This window comes from Enterobacter cloacae complex sp. 2022EL-00788 (assembly GCF_026627565.1).
Taxonomy (GTDB): Bacteria; Pseudomonadota; Gammaproteobacteria; order Enterobacterales; family Enterobacteriaceae; genus Enterobacter; species Enterobacter pasteurii.
On sequence record NZ_JAPNMC010000001.1, the window covers coordinates 438,967 to 459,294 of the forward strand.

21 protein-coding genes are annotated in these 20,328 nt (G+C 56.8%); 14 read left to right on the top strand and 7 right to left on the bottom strand.

The features are described from left to right. The first annotated feature begins 38 nt into the window (after window positions 1-38). The 9 genes from rsxA to gstA all read left to right on the top strand — a co-directional run bounded on the left by rsxA (window position 39) and on the right by gstA (window position 9,045). Window positions 39-620 (top strand): electron transport complex subunit RsxA, encoded by a 582-nt coding sequence (gene rsxA, locus OWK27_RS02045; RefSeq protein WP_022647920.1) that lies wholly within the window; start codon window positions 39-41, stop codon window positions 618-620. Further along, on the top strand, window positions 620-1,198 hold the full coding sequence (gene rsxB / locus OWK27_RS02050) for an electron transport complex subunit RsxB (protein WP_148418879.1): 579 nt from the start codon (window positions 620-622) through the stop codon (window positions 1,196-1,198). The genes rsxA and rsxB overlap by 1 nt, the downstream gene beginning before the upstream one ends. Continuing rightward, window positions 1,191-3,212 (top strand): electron transport complex subunit RsxC, encoded by a 2,022-nt coding sequence (gene rsxC, locus OWK27_RS02055; RefSeq protein ID WP_267589711.1) that lies wholly within the window; start codon window positions 1,191-1,193, stop codon window positions 3,210-3,212. Before rsxB ends, rsxC begins: the two co-directional genes overlap by 8 nt. Further along, entirely contained in the window at window positions 3,213-4,265 is a 1,053-nt protein-coding gene (gene rsxD, locus OWK27_RS02060) for an electron transport complex subunit RsxD (protein ID WP_176610506.1), read from the top strand. A gap of 10 nt (window positions 4,266-4,275) precedes the next feature. Beyond that, the gene (rsxG, locus tag OWK27_RS02065) at window positions 4,276-4,896 is read left to right on the top strand and encodes an electron transport complex subunit RsxG (RefSeq protein ID WP_267589712.1); all 621 of its coding nucleotides are present in this window, start codon (window positions 4,276-4,278) and stop codon (window positions 4,894-4,896) included. A gap of 2 nt (window positions 4,897-4,898) precedes the next feature. Beyond that, window positions 4,899-5,585, top strand: coding sequence for an electron transport complex subunit E (locus tag OWK27_RS02070; RefSeq protein WP_176610508.1), 687 nt, complete (start codon window positions 4,899-4,901; stop codon window positions 5,583-5,585). Then, the gene (gene nth, locus OWK27_RS02075; RefSeq protein ID WP_148418888.1) at window positions 5,582-6,217 is read left to right on the top strand and encodes an endonuclease III; all 636 of its coding nucleotides are present in this window, start codon (window positions 5,582-5,584) and stop codon (window positions 6,215-6,217) included. Before OWK27_RS02070 ends, nth begins: the two co-directional genes overlap by 4 nt. 608 nt (window positions 6,218-6,825) lie before the next feature. Continuing rightward, window positions 6,826-8,334 carry a dipeptide/tripeptide permease DtpA gene (gene dtpA / locus OWK27_RS02080; protein ID WP_267589713.1) on the top strand — a complete coding sequence of 503 codons (1,509 nt, stop codon included), beginning with the start codon at window positions 6,826-6,828 and terminating at the stop codon, window positions 8,332-8,334. A gap of 105 nt (window positions 8,335-8,439) precedes the next feature. After that, the gene (gstA, locus tag OWK27_RS02085; RefSeq protein WP_267589714.1) at window positions 8,440-9,045 is read left to right on the top strand and encodes a glutathione transferase GstA; all 606 of its coding nucleotides are present in this window, start codon (window positions 8,440-8,442) and stop codon (window positions 9,043-9,045) included. Window positions 9,046-9,106: 61 nt separating this feature from the next. On the opposite strand, the gene pdxY is transcribed toward gstA, so the two are convergent. The 5 genes from pdxY to anmK form a co-directional block, all read right to left on the bottom strand. Beyond that, a complete protein-coding gene (gene pdxY / locus OWK27_RS02090) occupies window positions 9,107-9,967 on the bottom strand; it encodes a pyridoxal kinase PdxY (protein ID WP_267589715.1) in 861 nt (286 codons plus the stop codon). A 66-nt stretch (window positions 9,968-10,033) separates the two neighbouring features. Beyond that, window positions 10,034-11,308, bottom strand: coding sequence for a tyrosine--tRNA ligase (gene tyrS / locus OWK27_RS02095; protein ID WP_148418896.1), 1,275 nt, complete (start codon window positions 11,306-11,308; stop codon window positions 10,034-10,036). Window positions 11,309-11,433: 125 nt separating this feature from the next. Beyond that, window positions 11,434-12,090, bottom strand: a complete 657-nt coding sequence (pdxH, locus tag OWK27_RS02100; protein WP_193356316.1) for a pyridoxamine 5'-phosphate oxidase — start codon at window positions 12,088-12,090, stop codon at window positions 11,434-11,436. A gap of 57 nt (window positions 12,091-12,147) precedes the next feature. Beyond that, window positions 12,148-12,477 (bottom strand): C-type lysozyme inhibitor, encoded by a 330-nt coding sequence (gene mliC / locus OWK27_RS02105; protein ID WP_267589716.1) that lies wholly within the window; start codon window positions 12,475-12,477, stop codon window positions 12,148-12,150. A gap of 87 nt (window positions 12,478-12,564) precedes the next feature. Further along, the gene (anmK, locus tag OWK27_RS02110) at window positions 12,565-13,689 is read right to left on the bottom strand and encodes an anhydro-N-acetylmuramic acid kinase (protein WP_267589717.1); all 1,125 of its coding nucleotides are present in this window, start codon (window positions 13,687-13,689) and stop codon (window positions 12,565-12,567) included. Window positions 13,690-13,944: 255 nt separating this feature from the next. On the opposite strand from anmK, the gene slyB reads away from it, so the two are divergent. Beyond that, window positions 13,945-14,412, top strand: a complete 468-nt coding sequence (gene slyB, locus OWK27_RS02115; protein ID WP_063448917.1) for an outer membrane lipoprotein SlyB — start codon at window positions 13,945-13,947, stop codon at window positions 14,410-14,412. Between the two features lie 191 nt (window positions 14,413-14,603). Next, window positions 14,604-15,965 carry a GGDEF domain-containing protein gene (locus tag OWK27_RS02120; RefSeq protein ID WP_267589718.1) on the top strand — a complete coding sequence of 454 codons (1,362 nt, stop codon included), beginning with the start codon at window positions 14,604-14,606 and terminating at the stop codon, window positions 15,963-15,965. 38 nt (window positions 15,966-16,003) lie between these two features. On the opposite strand, the gene slyA is transcribed toward OWK27_RS02120, so the two are convergent. Continuing rightward, entirely contained in the window at window positions 16,004-16,444 is a 441-nt protein-coding gene (gene slyA / locus OWK27_RS02125) for a transcriptional regulator SlyA (RefSeq protein ID WP_193356202.1), read from the bottom strand. Between the two features lie 187 nt (window positions 16,445-16,631). Between slyA and OWK27_RS02130 the strand changes: the two genes are divergently transcribed. Genes OWK27_RS02130 through OWK27_RS02140 form a run of 3 tightly spaced genes read left to right on the top strand, consistent with a single transcriptional unit; the run spans window position 16,632 to window position 19,764 of the window. Next, on the top strand, window positions 16,632-16,868 hold the full coding sequence (locus tag OWK27_RS02130; protein ID WP_267589719.1) for a DUF1656 domain-containing protein: 237 nt from the start codon (window positions 16,632-16,634) through the stop codon (window positions 16,866-16,868). Window positions 16,869-16,870: 2 nt separating this feature from the next. After that, window positions 16,871-17,731 (top strand): HlyD family secretion protein, encoded by an 861-nt coding sequence (locus OWK27_RS02135; RefSeq protein ID WP_148418910.1) that lies wholly within the window; start codon window positions 16,871-16,873, stop codon window positions 17,729-17,731. Continuing rightward, entirely contained in the window at window positions 17,731-19,764 is a 2,034-nt protein-coding gene (locus tag OWK27_RS02140; RefSeq protein ID WP_267589757.1) for an FUSC family protein, read from the top strand. Before OWK27_RS02135 ends, OWK27_RS02140 begins: the two co-directional genes overlap by 1 nt. Here the strand turns inward: OWK27_RS02140 and sodC are convergent. Further along, window positions 19,743-20,261: a superoxide dismutase [Cu-Zn] SodC gene (gene sodC, locus OWK27_RS02145; protein WP_148418912.1), complete on the bottom strand. Its 519-nt coding sequence runs from the start codon at window positions 20,259-20,261 to the stop codon at window positions 19,743-19,745. The two genes, OWK27_RS02140 and sodC, sit on opposite strands and share 22 nt — an antisense overlap. Window positions 20,262-20,328: the final 67 nt, after the last annotated feature.

Genomic DNA, 20,328 nt, shown 5'->3' on the forward strand with positions numbered 1-20,328 from the left:
ATCCGATAATAGGCGGCTATTTTATTTCAGGCTAAATAATGACCGATTACTTACTGCTCTTTGTCGGAACTGTGCTGGTTAATAACTTCGTGCTGGTGAAGTTCCTTGGCCTGTGCCCGTTCATGGGCGTCTCCAAAAAGCTGGAGACGGCAATGGGCATGGGGCTGGCAACCACCTTCGTGATGACGATGGCCTCTATCTGCGCATGGCTGATTGATACCTGGATCCTGATCCCGCTGGACATGCTTTATCTGCGCACCCTGTCCTTTATCCTGGTCATTGCGGTGGTGGTGCAGTTCACCGAAATGGTGGTGCGTAAAACCAGTCCGGCCCTGTATCGCCTGCTGGGTATTTTTCTGCCTCTCATCACCACCAACTGCGCGGTGCTGGGCGTGGCGCTGCTCAACATCAACCTTGGGCATAATTTCATGCAGTCGGCGCTGTACGGTTTTTCCGCGGCGGTCGGTTTTTCCTTTGTTATGGTTCTGTTCGCGTCCATTCGCGAGCGTCTGGCGGCGGCGGATATTCCCGCGCCGTTTCGCGGCAACGCCATCGCGCTGGTGACCGCAGGTTTAATGTCTCTGGCCTTTATGGGCTTTAGTGGTCTGGTGAAGTTGTAATGAGTGCTATCTGGATTGCCATCGCGTCCATCAGCGTGCTGGGACTGGTGTTTGGCGTCATTCTGGGCTATGCCTCCCGCCGTTTTGCGGTCGAGGACGATCCGGTTGTTGAAAAAATCGATGAGCTTTTACCGCAGAGCCAGTGCGGGCAGTGCGGCTACCCCGGCTGCCGCCCTTATGCTGAGGCGGTGGGCGTGCAGGGTGAGAAAATTAACCGCTGCGCGCCGGGTGGCGAAGCCGTCATGCTCAAAATTGCCGCGCTGCTTAACGTCGACCCGCAGCCCGTCGACGGCGATGAACAGGCGCAGGAGCCCGTGCGCGCCCTTGCCGTTATTGACGAAGCCAACTGCATTGGCTGTACCAAATGTATTCAGGCGTGTCCTGTAGACGCCATTGTGGGCGCAACGCGCGCTATGCACACCGTTGTGGCGGATCTGTGCACCGGCTGTAATCTCTGCGTGGCGCCCTGCCCGACGCAGTGTATAGAACTACGCCCGGTTGAAACGACTACCGAAAACTGGAAGTGGGATCTTCAAGCCATTCCGGTTCGCAATATTCCTGTGGAACAACATGTTTAAGTTATTTTCTGCTTTCAGAAAAGAGAAGATCTGGGATTTCGACGGCGGCATCCATCCGCCGGAGATGAAATCGCAGTCTAACGGCACGCCGCTGCGTCAGATCCCGCTGGCGACCCGTTACGTTATGCCTCTGAAACAGCATATCGGCGCGGAAGGTGAACTGTGCGTGAAGGAAGGCGACAGCGTCCTTCGCGGCCAGCCGCTGACCTTTGGCCGCGGCCGTATGCTGCCGGTTCACGCCCCGACCTCCGGTAAAGTGGTGTCCATTGCCCCGCATACCGTTGCCCATCCGTCGGCGCTGTCCGAGCTGAGCGTCATCATTGAAGCTGATGGCGAGGACCGCTGGATCGATCGTGACGGCTGGAGCGACTACCGCTCCCGCAGCCGGGAAGAGCTGATAGCGCGTATTCATCAGTTCGGCGTTGCGGGTATGGGCGGCGCAGGCTTCCCGACCGGCGCCAAGCTTCACGGCGGCGGCGATAAAATCGAAACGCTAATCATCAACGCCGCCGAGTGCGAGCCGTACATCACCGCGGATGACCGCCTGATGCAGGACTGCGCGGCGCAGGTGGTGGAAGGGATTCGCATCCTCGCGCATATCCTGCAGCCCCGCGAAGTGCTGATCGGTATTGAGGACAATAAGCCGCAGGCCATTTCCATGCTGCGCGCGGTGCTGGCGGATAGCCATGATATCGGCCTGCGCGTGATCCCAACGAAATACCCGTCCGGTGGCGCAAAGCAGCTGACGCAGATCCTGACCGGCAAGCAGGTTCCCCACGGGGGCCGTTCGTCCGATATCGGGGTGCTGATGCAGAACGTCGGTACCGCCTACGCGGTGAAGCGTGCGGTCATCGACGGGGAGCCGCTGACCGAACGCGTGGTCACCCTGACCGGCGAGTCCGTCTCGCGTCCCGGCAACGTCTGGGCTCGCCTGGGCACCCCGGTGCGTCATTTGCTGGAGCAGGCGGGGTTCTGTCCGGGCAGCGATCAGATGGTCATCATGGGCGGCCCGCTGATGGGCTTTACCCTGCCGTGGCTCGACGTCCCGGTGGTGAAAATCACTAACTGCCTGCTCGCCCCTTCCCCGACGGAGATGGGCGAAACGCAGGAAGAGAAAAGCTGCATTCGCTGTAGCGCCTGCGCGGACGCGTGTCCGGCAGATTTGCTGCCGCAGCAGTTGTATTGGTACAGCAAAGGCCAGCTGCACGATAAGGCGCAGGCGCACAACCTGGCAGACTGTATTGAATGCGGTGCCTGTGCCTGGGTCTGCCCGAGCAATATTCCGCTGGTGCAGTACTTCCGTCAGGAGAAAGCCGAAATCTATGCGATCTCGATGGAGGAAAAACGCGCCGCTGAGGCTAAAGCCCGCTTTGAAGCGCGCCAGGCACGGCTGGAGCGCGAGAAGCTCGCCCGTCAGGAACGCCATAAGCAGGCCGCCGTGCAGCCTGATGCAAAAGATCAGGATGCGATTAACGCCGCACTGGCCCGCGTGCGTGAGAAAAAAGCCACCGCCGCCCAGGCGGTGGAAATAGCGGCCGGACAAAAACCGGACAACAGCGAAGCGATTGCCGCCCGCGAGGCGCGTAAAGCCGAAGCGCGCGCGCGTCAGGCGGAGAAGGCGCAAAACGCCAAACCGGAAGCCGATGCCGATCCGCGTAAAGCCGCGGTGGAAGCGGCTATCGCCCGTGCCAAAGCGCGCAAGGCCGGACAGCAGGCAGTGGTGGTGGAGCAGGACGCGCCGGATCCGCGCAAGGCTGCCGTGGAAGCGGCCATCGCCCGCGCCAAGGCGCGCAAGGCGGCACAGATTCAGCCTGCCGAAGAGAGCGAAGCCCCCGTCGACCCGCGTAAAGCCGCCGTGGAAGCGGCTATCGCCCGCGCTAAGGCGCGCAAGGCGGCACAGCCGGAAACGCTGCCTGCGGCCGCTAACGACGATCCACGCAAAGCCGCAGTCGCCGCCGCGATTGCGCGTGTTCAGGCAAAGAAAGCCGCGCAGCAAGCCGTTAACGAGGATTAAATGGTTTTCAGAATTGCAAGTTCCCCTTATACCCATAACCAGCGCCAGACATCGCGTATCATGATGCTGGTGTGCCTGGCCGCGCTGCCGGGCATTGCCGTTCAGTGTTGGTTTTTCGGCTGGGGCACGCTTTTCCAGCTGGCTCTTGGTTGCGCCAGCGCCGTTGCCGCGGAAGCCCTGATCCTGAAGCTGCGCAAAATGGACGTTACCCGCATCCTGAGCGATAACTCCGCCCTGCTGACCGGCCTGCTGCTGGCCATCAGTATTCCCCCGTTTGCGCCGTGGTGGATGGTGGTTTCAGGAACCGTATTTGCGGTAGTCATCGCTAAGCAGCTGTACGGCGGGCTGGGCCATAACCCGTTTAACCCGGCGATGATCGGCTACGTTGTTCTGCTCATCTCCTTCCCGGTCCAGATGACCAGCTGGCTGCCGCCGCATGAGCTTGCCGCCACGGTGCCCGGGTTTATGGACGCTCTGCATGTAATCTTTAGCGGCCACACCGCGCAGGGCGCGGATATGAACGCGCTGCGCATGGGCGTGGATGGTATCAGCCAGGCGACACCGCTCGACACCTTTAAAACCTCCCTGCGCGCCGGACACAGCGTTGAGCAGGTCATGCAGTCCTCCATTTACAGCGGCGTTCTGGCAGGTGCTGGCTGGCAGTGGGTCAATGTGGCCTACCTGCTGGGCGGTGCGTTCCTGCTGCAACAGAAGGCCATTCGCTGGCATATTCCGGTCAGCTTCCTGGCGACGCTGGCCGTCTGCTCGACGCTCGGCTGGGTTATTTCCCCGGACTCACTGGCAACCCCGCAGCTTCATTTGCTCTCCGGCGCGACCATGCTCGGTGCATTCTTTATCCTGACCGATCCGGTAACCGCCTCCACCACTAACCGCGGCCGCCTCATCTTTGGCGCGCTGGCGGGACTGCTGGTCTGGCTTATTCGCAGCTTTGGCGGCTATCCCGACGGCGTGGCGTTTGCCGTGCTGCTGGCCAATATCACCGTTCCGCTCATCGACTACTACACCCGTCCGCGCGTGTACGGTCATCGCTAAGGGTTACGCCATGCTTAAGACAATGCAAAAACACGGCGTTACGCTGGCAATCTTCGCCGCCGCCCTCACCGGGCTGACGGCGCTGGTGAATGAGCTGACGAAAACCACCATTGAAGAACAGGCTGTAAAACAGCAAAAAGCGCTGTTCGATCAGGTGATCCCGTCAGATTTCTACGATAACGACCTGCAGAAGAGCTGCTTTGTCGTGCAGACTCCGCAGCTCGGTAACGGACCGCACCGCGTGTATATTGCCCGTAAGGGAGAGAACCCGGTGGGTGCCATCATGGAAGCCACCGCGCCGGACGGCTACTCGGGTGCGATTCAGCTGCTTGTGGGCAGTGATTTTTCCGGCACCGTGCTGGGCACGCGCGTCACGGAGCATCACGAAACGCCGGGCCTCGGCGATAAAATCGAAACGCGCTTAAGCGACTGGATCTTACACTTTGCCGGGAAGGTGATTCATGGCGAGGACGATCCCGCTTTCGCGGTGAAAAAAGATGGCGGCGAGTTTGACCAGTTCACGGGCGCCACCATAACGCCGCGCGCGGTGGTCAACGCCGTCAAGCGAGCCGGGCTGTATGCCGAAACGCTGCCCGGGCAGCTTAACAATCTTTCCCCGTGTGAGGAGTGACCATGAGCCAGGTTAAAGAAGTCATCGTTCAGGGACTCTGGAAGAACAACTCGGCGCTGGTGCAGCTGCTGGGGTTGTGCCCGCTGCTGGCGGTGACGTCCACCGCCACCAACGCGCTCGGTCTGGGCCTGGCAACCACGCTGGTGCTCACCTTGACCAACTTCTCAATTTCCGTGCTTCGCCGCTGGACGCCGTCGGAAATCCGCATTCCGATTTACGTGATGATCATTGCCTCGGTGGTTAGCGTGGTGCAAATGCTGATTAATGCCTACGCATTTGGCCTGTACCAGTCGCTGGGGATCTTCATTCCGCTGATTGTGACCAACTGTATCGTCGTTGGCCGCGCCGAAGCCTTCGCGGTGAAAAACAACCCGGCCATCTCCGCGCTGGACGGATTTTCCATCGGCATGGGCGCAACCGCCGCAATGTTCGTCCTCGGATCTATGCGTGAAATTCTGGGCAACGGCACGCTTTTTGACGGCGCAGATGCGCTGCTCGGCGGCTGGGCTAAGGCGCTGCGCATTGAGGTGTTCCACACGGACACCCCGTTCCTGCTGGCAATGCTGCCTCCTGGAGCATTTATTGGCCTTGGCATGATGCTGGCGGTAAAATACCTGATTGATGAAAAACGTAAGCGCCGCGCGGCCGAGCGCAGCGTGCAGGAAGGGATCCCCGAAAAAGCCTCATGAATAAAGAGAAACGCATTGCGATACTGACGCGCCTGCGCGATCAGAATCCTCATCCAACGACGGAGCTGAACTTTAACTCTCCGTTTGAGCTGCTGATCGCGGTGCTGCTCTCCGCGCAGGCTACTGACGTAAGCGTCAACAAAGCGACTGCCCTGCTCTACCCCGTCGCGAATACGCCGCAGGCCATGCTGGAGCTGGGCGTGGAGGGGGTAAAATCCTATATCAAAACCATCGGCCTGTTTAACAGCAAGGCTGAAAACGTTATTAAGACCTGCCGGATCCTGCTTGAGCAGCACGGCGGTGAAGTTCCGGAAGATCGTGCTGCGCTGGAGGCGCTGCCGGGCGTCGGACGCAAGACGGCAAACGTTGTGCTGAACACGGCTTTTGGCTGGCCGACAATTGCCGTGGATACGCATATCTTCCGCGTCTCTAACCGCACCCATTTTGCGCCAGGAAAGAACGTGGAGCAGGTTGAAGAGAAGCTGCTAAAGGTGGTTCCCGCTGAGTTTAAGGTGGACTGCCACCACTGGCTGATCCTGCACGGTCGCTATACCTGCATAGCCCGCAAGCCGCGCTGCGGCTCCTGCATTATCGAAGATCTTTGCGAGTACAGCGAAAAGGTCTATCCCTGACAGCGCTTTTTCCGCTCGCTTCTCAAGCCCTTAGTTTCAATAAGGGCTCTATCATCCCTTAGATTGACCATAAAATACCCTCCGCTTTGTCTTTCAGCCACGCTGATTCGTCGGCCATTTAACACTCAAACAGGTTAATAGTTTTTTCATCACCAAAAATTTCTATACATCTGTGATCCCGATCACTCTGATAACGTCATGTTGGATTTTTGTTTATAAAACCGTCCCTGCCCCTTTGCCACACAAGATGTAATTGGCCCCACACCGCAGATAAGACCAGTCATTTTTCAGATTATGGGCTATATCACTGCCAACAACCATAAATAGCAGAACATATCGCCAAACAGCCATCCGGCAGGGCCTTTTGTAGTGAAAAAAACCAGCAATTTTCAACCAATGAAATTTAACGCTGAATAACATTTGTATGAACCGAGGATTATGCCGCGTCAGTTATATGTAACAGAGTATTACAAACGTATTGCCAGACGGGGCTGGATAGTGAACATTACCCGCCGTTTCCCCTCCCAATATAACTATAAAGCGGATGGACTACGGTCATCACGCTATGAACACCCCCGTTAATATGGGATGTAAAAAAAGAGGTATATGTGTCAACTGCAAACAATAAACCAACAGATGAGAGCGTAAGTCTTAACGCTTTCAAACAGCCTAAAGCGTTCTATCTCATTTTCTCTATCGAATTATGGGAGCGTTTTGGCTACTACGGCCTGCAAGGGATTATGGCCGTTTACCTGGTTAAGCAACTGGGTATGTCCGAAGCGGATTCCATCACGCTGTTCTCATCCTTCAGCGCTCTGGTGTATGGCCTTGTCGCAATTGGCGGCTGGTTAGGCGATAAAGTCCTCGGGACTAAACGCGTCATTATGCTGGGCGCCGTGGTTCTGGCGATTGGTTATGGACTGGTTGCGTGGTCCGGGCACGATGCAGGCGTGGTATACATGGGCATGGCCACCATCGCGGTCGGTAACGGCCTCTTCAAGGCTAACCCGTCTTCCCTGCTTTCTACCTGCTACAGCAAAGATGATCCCCGTCTGGACGGTGCATTCACCATGTACTACATGTCCATCAACATCGGTTCATTCTTCTCCATGCTGGCAACCCCATGGCTGGCCGCGAAATTTGGCTGGAGCGTGGCGTTTGCGCTGAGCTTCGTGGGCATGCTGATCACGGTAGTGAACTTCCTGTTCTGCCGCAGCTGGGTTAAAGATTATGGTTCAAAACCAGACTTCGAACCGGTGCACATGGGCAAACTGCTGGCAACCATCGTTGGTGTTGTGATCCTGGCCGCCGTTGCCACCTGGCTGCTGCACAACCAGGGCGTTGCACGTGCGGTACTGGGCGTGGTTGCGCTGGGTATCGTTATCATCTTCGCCAAAGAAGCCTTCGCCATGCAGGGTGCCGCCCGCCGCAAGATGATTGTGGCCTTCATCCTGATGCTGGAAGCGATTATCTTCTTCGTGCTGTACAGCCAGATGCCTACGTCTCTGAACTTCTTCGCTATCCGTAACGTTGAGCACTCAATCCTGGGTATCGCGTTCGAGCCGGAGCAGTATCAGGCGCTCAACCCGTTCTGGATCATGATTGGTAGCCCGATTCTGGCCGCTATCTATAACAAAATGGGCGACCGTCTGCCTATGCCGCACAAGTTCGCCATCGGTATGGTGCTGTGCTCCGGCGCGTTCCTGGTCCTGCCGCTGGGTACCAAATTCGCGACTGACGCGGGTATCGTCTCCGTTAACTGGCTGATCCTGAGCTATGCGCTGCAATCTATTGGTGAGCTGATGATCTCCGGCCTGGGCCTGGCAATGGTTGCACAGCTGGTACCACAGCGTCTGATGGGCTTCATCATGGGTAGCTGGTTCCTGACCACCGCTGGCGCGGCGATCATCGCCGGTAAGATTGCGAACCTGATGGCGGTACCAGAAAACGTTACCGACCCGCTGGTGTCCCTGAACGTTTACGGCACCGTGTTCATGCAGATTGGTATCGCGACCGCCGTGATTGCCATACTGATGCTGCTGACTGCCCCTAAACTGAATCGTATGACTCAGGACGACGACAAATCCGCTAAGGCGAGCACAACCGCCACCGCGTAACGTCATCGGGAAACGACTGACCAGAAGCCGCTAACGTATTAGCGGCTTTTTTTTTATCCGAACGCGCACTAACATAGCTGGAACCTCAGCAAAAAGGAGTTACCGATGAAACTGTTCTATAAACCGGGCGCCTGCTCTCTTGCTTCCCATATCACCCTTCGCGAGAGCGGTAAGGATTTTACGCTGGACGGCGTTGACCTGATGAAAAAGCGCCTGGAAAACGGGGATGACTTTTTTGCGATTAACCCAAAAGGGCAGGTTCCGGCCCTGCTGCTGGATGATGGCACCCTGCTGACCGAAGGGGTGGCGATTATGCAGTATCTCGCGGACAACGTACCGGATCGTCAGCTCCTTGCCCCTACCGGCAGCATTGCACGGTATAAAACGCTGGAGTGGCTGAACTACATCGCCACCGAGCTGCACAAGGGCTTTACGCCCCTGTTCCGCCCGGATACCCCGGAAGAGTACAAACCGACCGTGCGCACGCTGCTGGAGAAAAAGCTTCAGTACATTAACGACAGCCTGAAGGTCGACCAGTGGATCTGTGGCTCACGCTTCACCATTGCCGATGCATATCTGTTTACCGTTCTGCGCTGGGCGCGCGCGGTTAAGCTGAACATGGACGGATTAGATCATATCGCGTCGTACATGGCACGCGTGGCGGAGCGTCCTGCGGTTGCCGCGGCGCTGAAAGCGGAAGGTTTAAACTAACCTGCGAGCGCGTGTTGCCGGGTAGCGATGACGCATACCCGGCAAACGTCAATATGGGGCTTTATAGCCTTGTGGCGCTGAAATAGTGCTCCGGCTTCGCGATGCGATCCTGCGCCGCAACCACCTGCAGCTCATATTCCTGCATCGTTTTCGTCGCAATCATGATTTCATATACGGCCGCGGTCACGTGCTCCAGCGCATCGCGCAGGCCTACCCCCTGCAACAGCTTCACCAGCAGCAAACCGCTGGTGACATCACCGACGCCAACGGGCTGACGCATGCCGAAATCCACCAGCGGCCGGCTGATATGCCAGGCGTCGTCCTTCGTCACCAGCAGCATCTCAAAACGGTCCTGGCTCATCCCTGCGCGCGCCAGGTGTTTTACCAGTACAATCTCCGGCCCCTGGGCTATCAGTTCGCGAGACGCGCTTACAGCCTCTTCTACGCTGTTTACCGGATGCTCGCACAGTATCTCCAGCTCAATCAGGTTGGGGGCAATAATATCGCTGGCCGGCAAGGCATGCCGGACATGAAACTCCGCCACGCCCGGCGCCACGATGCAGCCTTTTTCCGGATGGCCCATCACCGGGTCGCAGAAATATTTCGCTGCGGGGTTTGCCGCTTTCACCTGGCGCACGATGCCAAGGATATGCTCCCCCTGCTCCGCCGAACCGAGATAGCCGCTCAGCACAGCGTCGCAGCGCCGGAGCTGGTCAATCTCCGCAATACCCTGAACGATCTCCGTCAGATGCGACGGCGGCATCACGCAGCCGGTCCATTTACCGTACTGGGTGTGATTCGAAAACTGGACGGTGTTGAGAGGCCAGACGTTGGCGCCGAGGCGGCGCATCGGAAATTCCGCAGCGCTGTTGCCGGCATGCCCAAAAACAACGTGGGACTGAATGGCGAGGATGTTCTTCATGTTGTACTTACCAAACCCTGTCAAAACAAAAGGGGCGTGGTTTCCCACGCCCCTGCATTCTTTTAATTACTTCCAGCAGACCAGACAGTAATTTTTCTTACCACGACGCAGCAGCGTGTAGCGGCCATACAGACGATCGCTCTCGGTGAAGGTGTATTCCGGATCGGCCTGTTTTTCGCCGTTGATGGTGATAGCGTTTGAGGCGATGGTTTTACGCGCCTGGCCGCGGGACGGCTGTAGCTCGGAATCCACCAGCGCCTGCATCAGGTCTGCGCCTTTCTCCATCTCGACCATCGGCACGCCATCCTGGGCCAGCTGCTCAAAGTCCGCTTCGCTCAGGTCGCTCAGGGTACCGTTGAACAGGCTCGCCGTAATACGTTTCGCCGCCGCCAGGCCTTCCTCGCCGTGCACCAGTTTTGTAACTTCGTCCGCCAGCACGTACTGGGCGCGCGGAGCTTTACCGCTGTTCTTGTCTTCCTCTTCCAGGGCATTGATGTCTTCAATATCCATAAAGGTAAAGAATTTCAGAAAGCGATAAACGTCGGCATCCGCCGTGTTGATCCAGAACTGGTAGAATTTGTACGGGCTGGTTTTCTTCGGATCCAGCCATACCGCGCCGCCTTCGGTTTTGCCGAACTTGGTACCGTCTGCTTTGGTGATCAGCGGAACGGTCAGACCAAAGACCTGATTCTGGTGCAGACGACGGGTCAGATCGATACCGGAGGTGATGTTGCCCCACTGGTCGGAGCCGCCAATTTGCAGAGAAACGCCGTGGAGCTTGTTCAGGCAGGCGAAGTCATAACCCTGAAGCAGGTTATAGGAGAACTCGGTAAAGGAGATGCCCTGATCGTCACGGTTAAGACGCTGCTTCACCGCTTCTTTGTTAATCATCTGGTTAACAGAGAAATGCTTGCCGATGTCGCGCAGGAAGGTCAGCACGTTCATGCCGCCAAACCAGTCGTAGTTGTTCGCCGCAATTGCAGAGTTTTCACCGCAGTCGAAATCGAGGAAGGGTGCAACCTGTTTGCGGATCTTGTCTACCCACTCCTGAACGGTGTCTTCGGTATTCAGCTTACGCTCAGCGGCTTTAAAACTTGGGTCGCCAATCAGACCGGTCGCGCCGCCAACCAGCGCGACGGGCTTATGGCCGGCCATCTGGAAGCGTTTCAGGCATAACAACGGAACAAGATGCCCCAAATGCAAGCTGTCAGCGGTGGGATCGAAGCCGCAATACAGCGCGATCGGGCCTTGCGCCAGTCGCTCTGCTAACGCTTCTTCGTCCGTCACCTGGGCCACGAGGCCCCGCTCTTGCAATTGTTTAATCAAGTTACTGCTTGCCATCAAATTCTCCATGTATAAACGACTGCACCTTTGCCGGTACACGACTTTTCGCCTGGTGCGAAAGGTACATAGAATAAAGCGCAAGCGCGGCGTGCGCTAGCGCTTAACACAACAAATTTCAGGGTTTACGGGGCCAGCCTGTCTATTTTCCAGCCACGGTTGTCGCGCTGGTATAAAAAGCGGTCATGGAGACGGTGTTCACCGCCCTGCCAGAACTCCATCTGCTCGATGGGAATGCGGAATCCGCCCCAGAAGCTCGGCAGCGGCACTTCACCCTGCTGAAACTTCTGCTTGAGTTCGAGGAATTTGCTCTCCAGCACGCCGCGGGCAGAGATGCGGCTGGACTGCTTAGACACCCACGCGCCAATCTGGCTGTCGCGCGGGCGGCTGTGGAAATACTTCACGACCTCGAGCGTGGAGAGGCGCTCCGCTTTGCCGGTCACCATCACCTGACGCTCCAGCATATGCCACGGGAACAGCAGGCTGATGCGCGGGTTGTTTTCCAGGTGGTGGGCTTTCCGGCTGCCGAGGTTGGTGTAGAACACCAGCCCTTTGTCGTCGAAGTGCTTGAGCAGGACGATGCGCTGGTAGGGTTGACCGTTTTCATCAACCGTGGCGACAACCATGGCCGTCGGATCGGCCAGCTTCGCTTCGCAGGCCTGCTTCAGCCAGCGTTCAAAAAGCACCAGCGGTTCGGCGGGAAGATCCTGGCGGCGCAGCCCGCCTTTGGTGTATTCACGGCGCAGATGCGCAATTTGCTGCAATTCGTCGTTATCTGACATGGCGTTAGCTGAAATTGACATTGGGTGGCGCTATTGTGCGCCCCCCTTGTAAAAATCTCAACGCTTCGGATTTTCGAGCTGACAGTTGTTCAGCACAATGCGGTCACGCTTGTAGACGGTAGCGCTGTCCCCTTTCGACCAGAACACGTAAATCCCGTCCGTGTAGCGCGCGCCGGAGGCCGACATGCCCTGCTTCAGGGTCAGCAATTTATTGTCGTAGACAAAGCTGGCTTCCTGACGAGGGTTGTTCAGCTTCACCGTCAGCGGTTTTTCATCACAGCGGTATTCAAGCGTGTCGGTTTGCATACGCTCAACAAGCTGGTTATAGGCGCTGCATCCGGTCAGAAGAAAAGGCAAAGCAATAAGAAGGTATTTTTTCATGAGCATATCCCGAAGACTATCCTGGTCCCGGAGGGCATGGCCGCCCTCCTGTTGTTCCTCATTTTAAGGGTTACACCCGCCGCTGAATTTCAGTTAACTCTGATTATGACGCGGGTTCGCGGGGAAAATAGCGCCGAGAACGCTCGCTTCCCGCGCGCCGGTCACGGAGGGTAAATTCCCTGGCAGCCCGGCAACCGTACGCCAGGCAAGCCAGGCGAAGGCCAGCGCCTCCATATCGTCTCCGCTGATGCCGGCTTCATCTGTGGTAGTCACTTCCGTGCCCGGCAGCAGTGCGGCCAGGCGCGCCATGATCAGCGGATTGCGGCTCCCACCCCCGCATACCAGCAGACGCTCGCAGCCGCCGCTCAGCAATACCTGTTCAGAAATGGACATGGCGGTTAGCTCAGTAAGCGTCGCCTGCACGTCCTGCGGCGCGAGCGCGGGGAACTGCGCCAGCTGGCGTTCAAGCCAGCCGTAGTTAAAATATTCGCGCCCCGTGCTTTTTGGCGCAGGCAGCGCAAAGAACGGATCGCTTAACAGGGACTGCAGCAGAGGGAGGATCACCTTCCCCTGGCTGGCCCACCGGGCATCTTTGTCGTAAGGTTTACCGATCTGACGCCATATCCAGGCATCCATCAGCATGTTGCCGGGCCCGGTATCGTATCCGCGCACCGGCTGACCCGGGATAAGCAACGACAGGTTGGCGATCCCGCCTATGTTCAGCACCATCCTGCGCTCAACCGGATGGGCCAGCAGCGCCTGGTGGAATGCCGGCACCAGCGGTGCGCCCTGACCGCCAAGCGCCATATCCCGACGGCGGAAGTCGCCCACTACCGTCACGCCGGTTTTGGCCACAATCTGGTTGTTATCGCCAATTTGCATCGTATGCGGCGCCTCGCCGACGGGCTCATGCCAGACGGTCTGCCCGTGGCACCCGATCGCCACGACATCCTGCGGATGAAGGCGCTCTTGCTGCATCAGGGCCAGTACCGCTTGTGCAAACAGCGCCCCCAGACGCACGTCCAGCTGACCAAGCTGAGAAAGCGTCAGCTGCTGTCCCTGGCAGATGCTCAGAATCTCTTCTTTTAACGAGACCGGAATAGGCCAGCTCAGGCTTGCCTGCTGCGCCACCATGTTTTCATCAATAGCGGCCAGGACGACATCCACACCGTCAAGACTGGTCCCGGACATCACACCGATATAGCGACCCGATTTCATGCGCTTTCCTTACGTTACGTGGGCTAAGTGCAAACACTCCACCATAAATGACGCTGCTTTGCTATGCGGTGATTATAATTTTTAACAATCTCAGACCTGCCGCACAGGCGGCTTTTGTTTATGTCCCGTTAAGCCAGATTCAAGTAAAATTTTTTTATTCGGCATGCAAAGATATGAACTGTGGTCGTTAATGCCATATAATTTAGCCATAACGGATGCCCCAACCGGGCGTTTTTTGGTGAACAGGAGAGTCAAATGATTTTACGTGTAATGGGCGTTTCGCTGATTGGTTTAACACTGGCGGGTTGTGTGAACGACAATTCACTCTCCGGCGACGTATATAGTGCTTCTGAAGCTAAACAGGTACAGAACGTGACATACGGTACTATCGTTAATGCCCGTCCTGTTCAGATTCAGGGTGGCGATGACACGAACGTTGTGGGCGCAATCGGTGGTGCGGTACTGGGTGGATTCCTGGGTAACACCATTGGCGGCGGTACCGGACGTTCTCTGGCCACCGCGGCGGGCGCAGTTGCCGGCGGCGTAGCCGGTCAGGGCGTTCAGGGCGCGATGAACAAAACCCAGGGCGTTGAGCTGGAAATTCGCAAGGACGATGGCAGCACCATTATGGTCGTGCAGAAACAGGGTAATACCCGCTTCTCCGCTGGCCAGCGTGTTGTACTGGCAAGCAACGGCAGCCAGGTTACCGTCTCCCCGCGTTAAAATAATAATGGATGCGGTCAAAAGACCGCATTCATTTACAAAACATATCAATTTAATAAATATAGTTACAAAAATAATTCATTTGGTGAATTATTCATCTCCTCTGTTCTTGTTCCTGCGCAAAGTATTTTTTACTTATCTTCGTTAGACTCTTCGCATTCATTTTCTCTTTTTTATTTATTTGAACTTATATGCTTGCGATCTCTCGATTTGTAAAAAACCGCTATATGGCGTTCGTCATTGGATGCATCGTCGTCATAAGCGTATTACAGGGATTATTTATAAAACTTGTTGAATGGGTTCCTTCATTCTCTCCGCTATTTTTCCCTACGCTCACTATTTTTCTTCTGGTATTCCATCTGTTTATTGCCTGCTTTATGGCAATGAAATACTGGTGCGATAAAAAACGTTTATATCTCGTTCCGATTGCCGCGGCCTTTGCCGGTTCGGCATTGCTGATGGTGGGTACGCTGTCCAGCTTTCCGGCCTGGCTGGATCTCTATCAGTTCAACGAGGCGAACTATAATGACGCGATGATCTTTTATATGTTCCGCCACCTTTTAATGGCGGTGCTGATGATCGCCTCGGTATTACTGTATACGCTCCGCGCTTCCCCCCTCACGCGAAGCGCCCACATCGGCGCCGTTGCCGGGTCGGCTCTTTTCACGTGCGGTATGCTTGGGCTGGCGTGGTTCTATTCCAGCCATTCCACAATGCTAACCCTGGATCTCGTGGATAATGAAACCCGGAAGTTTATGGTTCTCTGGAGCCAGACGATCAATATCATTTTGATCGTTATCTGGGGCGTTACCTTAATCACCCTGATGGCCGTGACCCGGATAAGAAATTTGTTCTGGGTGGGCGGAAATTTTTTGTGCGTCTGTTATGTCGTCACGCTGTTAATGCTGCTGTTAGGCGGACACGCGGAAGATGTTTCGTGGTATCGCGCCCGGTTATTCGAAACCGTCGCGACGTTAATGATAATATTTATTCTGCTTTCCGACGTCTTTAATTTGTATCGCGACTCGCACGTCAAATACCAGCAGTCTTATCAAAACTCGATCCGCGACCCGCTCACCCGTCTTTATAACCGCAGCTATTTTTATGATTCATTAAACTACGCCCTCGGCTCGGCAACGGAGGCACACCCGGTATCGGTGGTGGTAAGCGATCTTGACCGTTTCAAGCGCATCAACGACTGCTACGGGCATTTGCAGGGAGATAAGGTGCTGCAGTTTGTCTCTAATCTTCTGACGGATTCCGTGCGCCCCCAGGATATCGCGGCCCGAATCGGCGGTGAAGAGTTTGTTCTGATGCTGACCAATACCCCATCAGACGCCGCGCGGCAGGTCGCCGAGCGCATTCGTCTCAAGCTGAGCGGGTTTGATAAAACCAGCAGCGGCGGCCATCTGCCGGAGCCAATTACCATCAGCATGGGCGTATTCACCGCAACCTCGCCGGAAACCAGCGCGGAAACCTGCGTGGAAAGCGCGGATAAAGCCATGTATGAGGCAAAGGAGACGGGGCGCAACCGGGTCGTGGTGTTCAGGTAATGAGAAAGGCCCTGCATAAGCAGGGCCTTTACGTTCGGTCAGTCGCGGGATTGCAGATCGTGGATGTTCTGCTCAAGACGGGCGATAAGTCCAATTAGCATCTCCAGCTCCGCAGGTGAAATACCGGACAGGATCTCCCCCCGCGTTTTACTGATGACGGCTTCCATCTCCGTAATGATAGGAGCCGCTTTTTCCGTCAGTTTTATGCGCTTGGCGCGACGATCGCTGGCGCAGGTTTGACGGGAGATGAGTCCCTTCTCTTCCAGCTGGTCAAGCGTACGCACCAGGGACGGTTGCTCAATACCGATCGCTTTTGCCAGCTGAATTTGCGACTGTTCTGGCGGGAGCTGATGAATGTTATGCAGCGTAACCCAGTGGGTCTGCGTCAGTTCCAGAGGTTTCAGGCGATGGTCAATCAGAGCACGCCAGACGCGTACCAACCTTGCCAGATCAGAACCTAATGGCGATTCCAATTTCATCTCCTTATAATTAGCTTGCTAAGTGATTATAGTGATTTTAGAATAGTTTGCAGTATTTGTATTGCCAAAACAAATGCAATCACGGTATTCATCATTCCAGAAAGAATGATTTACACTGAATATTCATGCGCCATCGCACTGATACATGCCATTGCGGCACTCACTCCACTGCAAAGGATCGCTGCTCGTGACGTTTTTCTCTTTCTCTGCCGGGTTGCCCCTTCAGGATCTGATTATCGGCGCATCGGTCTACTTTCCGCCTCTTTTTAAAGCCGTTATGGTTGGATTTGTGATCTGGCTCGTGGCGCACCGACTGCTGCGGGACTGGATGTATTCTGGTGAAATCTGGCACCCGATGTTGATGGATCTCTCGCTGTTTACCTTTTCCGTCTGTCTTGGCCTTGCCGTGTTAACCGTCTGGTGAGAATGCCCTTGAAAACGCTTAAATATTTTTCCACTCTTTTCGTTTTGGCGCTGGCGCTGATTGCCGGCTGGTGGCTCTGGAACTATTACATGCAGTCCCCCTGGACCCGCGACGGCAAAATACGCGCAGAACAGGTCAGCATCACGCCGCAGGTGTCGGGCAGCATCACCGCGCTCATGGTAAAGGACAACCAGTTCGTCCACGCGGGCGATGTGCTGTTCCGCATTGACGAGACCCCTTTTCAGATTGCCGTGCTTAACGCCCAGGCACAGCTGGCTAAGGCTCAGTCCGATCTCGCAAAGGCCAACAACGAAGCCGACCGACGCCGCCATCTGTCGAAAAACTATATCTCTGCGGAAGATATGGATACCGCCAACATCAACGTGAAAACCATGCAGGCCGGTCTGAAGGTGGCGGAGGCCACGCTGAAGGAGGCGGAGTGGCAGCTGACCCAGACGGTGGTTAAAGCGCCGGTAGACGGGTGGATTACCAACCTGTCCACGCGCGTGGGAGACTACGCCACGACCGGAGAGCCGGTTTTTGCCCTGGTGGATAGCCGCTCGTTTTACGTGGTTGGCTATTTTGAAGAGACGAAGCTGCGCCATATTCGCGAGGGCGCGCCAGCCCGAATCACCCTCTACAGCGGCGCGCAAACGTTACAGGGTCACGTATCCAGCATCGGTCGGGCAATCTACGACCAAAGCGTCGAAACCGATTCTGGCCTGGTGCCTGATATTAAACCCAACGTACCCTGGGTGCGTCTGGCCCAGCGGGTGCCGGTTCGCGTGGAGTTCGACAGCCTGCCGAAAGAGATTACTCTCGTTTCAGGGACCACCTGTACCGTCTCCATCGGGACACGATGATGAACCTGCGGGCTGTCTCGTGGCGCAATGCGCCCTGGATAAAAGCGACGCGCCCGCAGTGGCGTTACGCGCTGCGCAACGGCATCGCCATGTGCCTTGCGCTTACGGTTGCCTATTACCTGAACCTGGATGAACCCTACTGGGCGATGACGTCAGCGGCGGTGGTTAGCTTCCCCACCGTCGGCGGCGTTATCAGTAAAAGCCTCGGACGCGTGGCGGGTAGCCTGCTCGGTGCCACCGCCGCCCTGATTCTGGCTGGCCATACCCTGAACGATCCGTGGCTGTTTCTGCTCAGCATGTCCGCCTGGCTGGGGCTGTGCACCTGGGCCTGCGCCCATTTTACCAATAACGTTGCCTACGCGTTTCAGCTGGCGGGCTATACCGCGGCCATTATCGCCTTCCCGGTGGTTAACGTGCTGGATACCACCGAACTGTGGGATATCGCGCAGGCACGCGTGTGCGAGGTGATGGTCGGTATCCTGTGCGGCGGCATGATGATGATGATCCTGCCCAGCACCTCTGACGGCACCACGCTCATCACCGCCCTGAAAACGATGCACGCGCGCCTGCTGGAACATGCCAGCCTGCTCTGGCAACCCGACACAAACGATGAGATCCGTCTTGCGCATGAAAAAGTCATCGGCCAGATCCTGACCATGAATCTGCTGCGCATACAGGCCTTCTGGAGCCACTACCGCTTTCGTCGCCAGAACACGCTGCTGAACTACCTGCTGCACCAGCAGCTACGCATGACCAGCGCAATATCGAGCCTTCGCCGGATGTTGTTGAACTGGCCTGCACCGCCCGCGCTTACCCGGGAGGTGATTGACACCCTGCTCGCCGCCCTTGCGCGCCCGGACGCGGATATCTACAGCGTGGCCCGGATAATTGCTCCGCTCGCGCCAGCGGATGAGTATGACTACCGCCATCGCGCCTTCTGGCAGCGTCTGAACTATTTCTGCCGGCTGTATCTGCGCAGCAGCCGCTGGCTGAAAGCCGTCGAAAATGCCACGCCCGTTACCGAGTTTTCCGTACCCGGCAGCCCCGCTCTGGCGCGGCATACCGATGCCATGGAGGCGCTGTGGAGCGGTTTTCGTACCTTTTGTGCACTGATGCTGGTCGGCGCATGGGCCATTACTACGCAGTGGGACGCGGGCAGCGCGGCGCTGACGCTTGCGGCCATCAGCTGCGTGCTCTATTCGGTGGCGGCGTCCCCCTTCAACTCGCTTACGCTCCTCATGCGCACGCTGGTGCTGCTGTCCCTCTTCAGCTTTGTGGTGAAGTTTGGCCTGATGGTGCAGATAACCGATCTGTGGCAATTCCTGCTGTTTCTCTTTCCGCTGTTAACCACCATGCAGCTGCTCAAGCTGCAAATGCCTAAGCTGGCCGGCCTGTGGGGGCAGCTGATTGTTTTTATGGGATCGTTCATCTCGGTGACGAATCCGCCGGTTTACGATTACGCCGATTTCCTGAATGACAACCTGGCGAAAATTCTCGGCGTGGGGCTGGCATGGCTGGCGTTCGCCGTGCTGCGCCCTGGTTCGGACGCGCGTAAAAGCCGCAGGCATATCCGGGAGTTACGCAGAGGATTTGTCGACCAGCTGAGCCGCAGGCCGCACCTTCGAGAAAATGAATATGAATCGCTGGTTTATCATCACGTCAGCCAGCTCAATAACAGCCAGGATTCCCTCTCCCGGCGCTGGCTATTGCGCTGGGGCGTGGTGCTGCTGAACTGTTCGCACGTGGTGTGGCAGCTGCGCGCCTGGGAGACGCGGTCCGATCCGCTGTCGCGGGTCCGCGACACCTGCATTGCCCTGCTGCGCGACGTCATGAGCGAGCGCGGCGTTCAGCAGCGCCCGCTCAGCGTCACCCTCGCCGAGCTTCAGCGCATTTGCGACGCTCTGGCGCGCCATCATCTGCCTGCGGCGCGCGATCTGGCGTCCATCATCTGGCGGCTGCACTGTTCCCTGTCACAGCTTGAACAGGCGCCGCCGCCCGGCACGATAGGCGATCAGATCACCCCACAGGCATAGCGCGCCCCGCCGCCGCCAAGCGGTTTAGGCTTATCTGACATGTTATCGCCGCCCACGTGGATCATCAGCGCCTTGCCCTTGACCTCATCAAGCTTTTTCAGTCGGGGCGCGACGACGGGATCGGTAGCCTTGCCGTCGTTATTGACCACCAGCACCGGCAGATCGCCGAGGTGACCCATCCCGTCCGGGCCTTCGTGTTTACCGGAGTTGTGCGGGTCGAGATGCCCCCCGGCGGCTTCTGCGGCGGAAGGTTTACCCTCTTTCATTGCGGGCTGGCAGCTGCCTTTAGCATGAACGTGGAAACCGTGTTCGCCGGGGGGCAGCGCCTTAAGATTGGGGGCAAACTCCAGCCCTTTATCCGTTTCGGTGATTTTCACCGTCCCGATGGACTGACCGACCCCCTGAGAAGTGACGAGATTCATTTCAACGTCGTCGCTGGCTGCCTGCGCTCCTGCGCATACGGCCAGCGTGACAATAGCCAGAGCAAAACGCTTCATAAGACCTCCACGGGTTATTTTTTGCACCTTAAGTCTATACCAGAGGCGCAGATTTCACCGGAAAGTC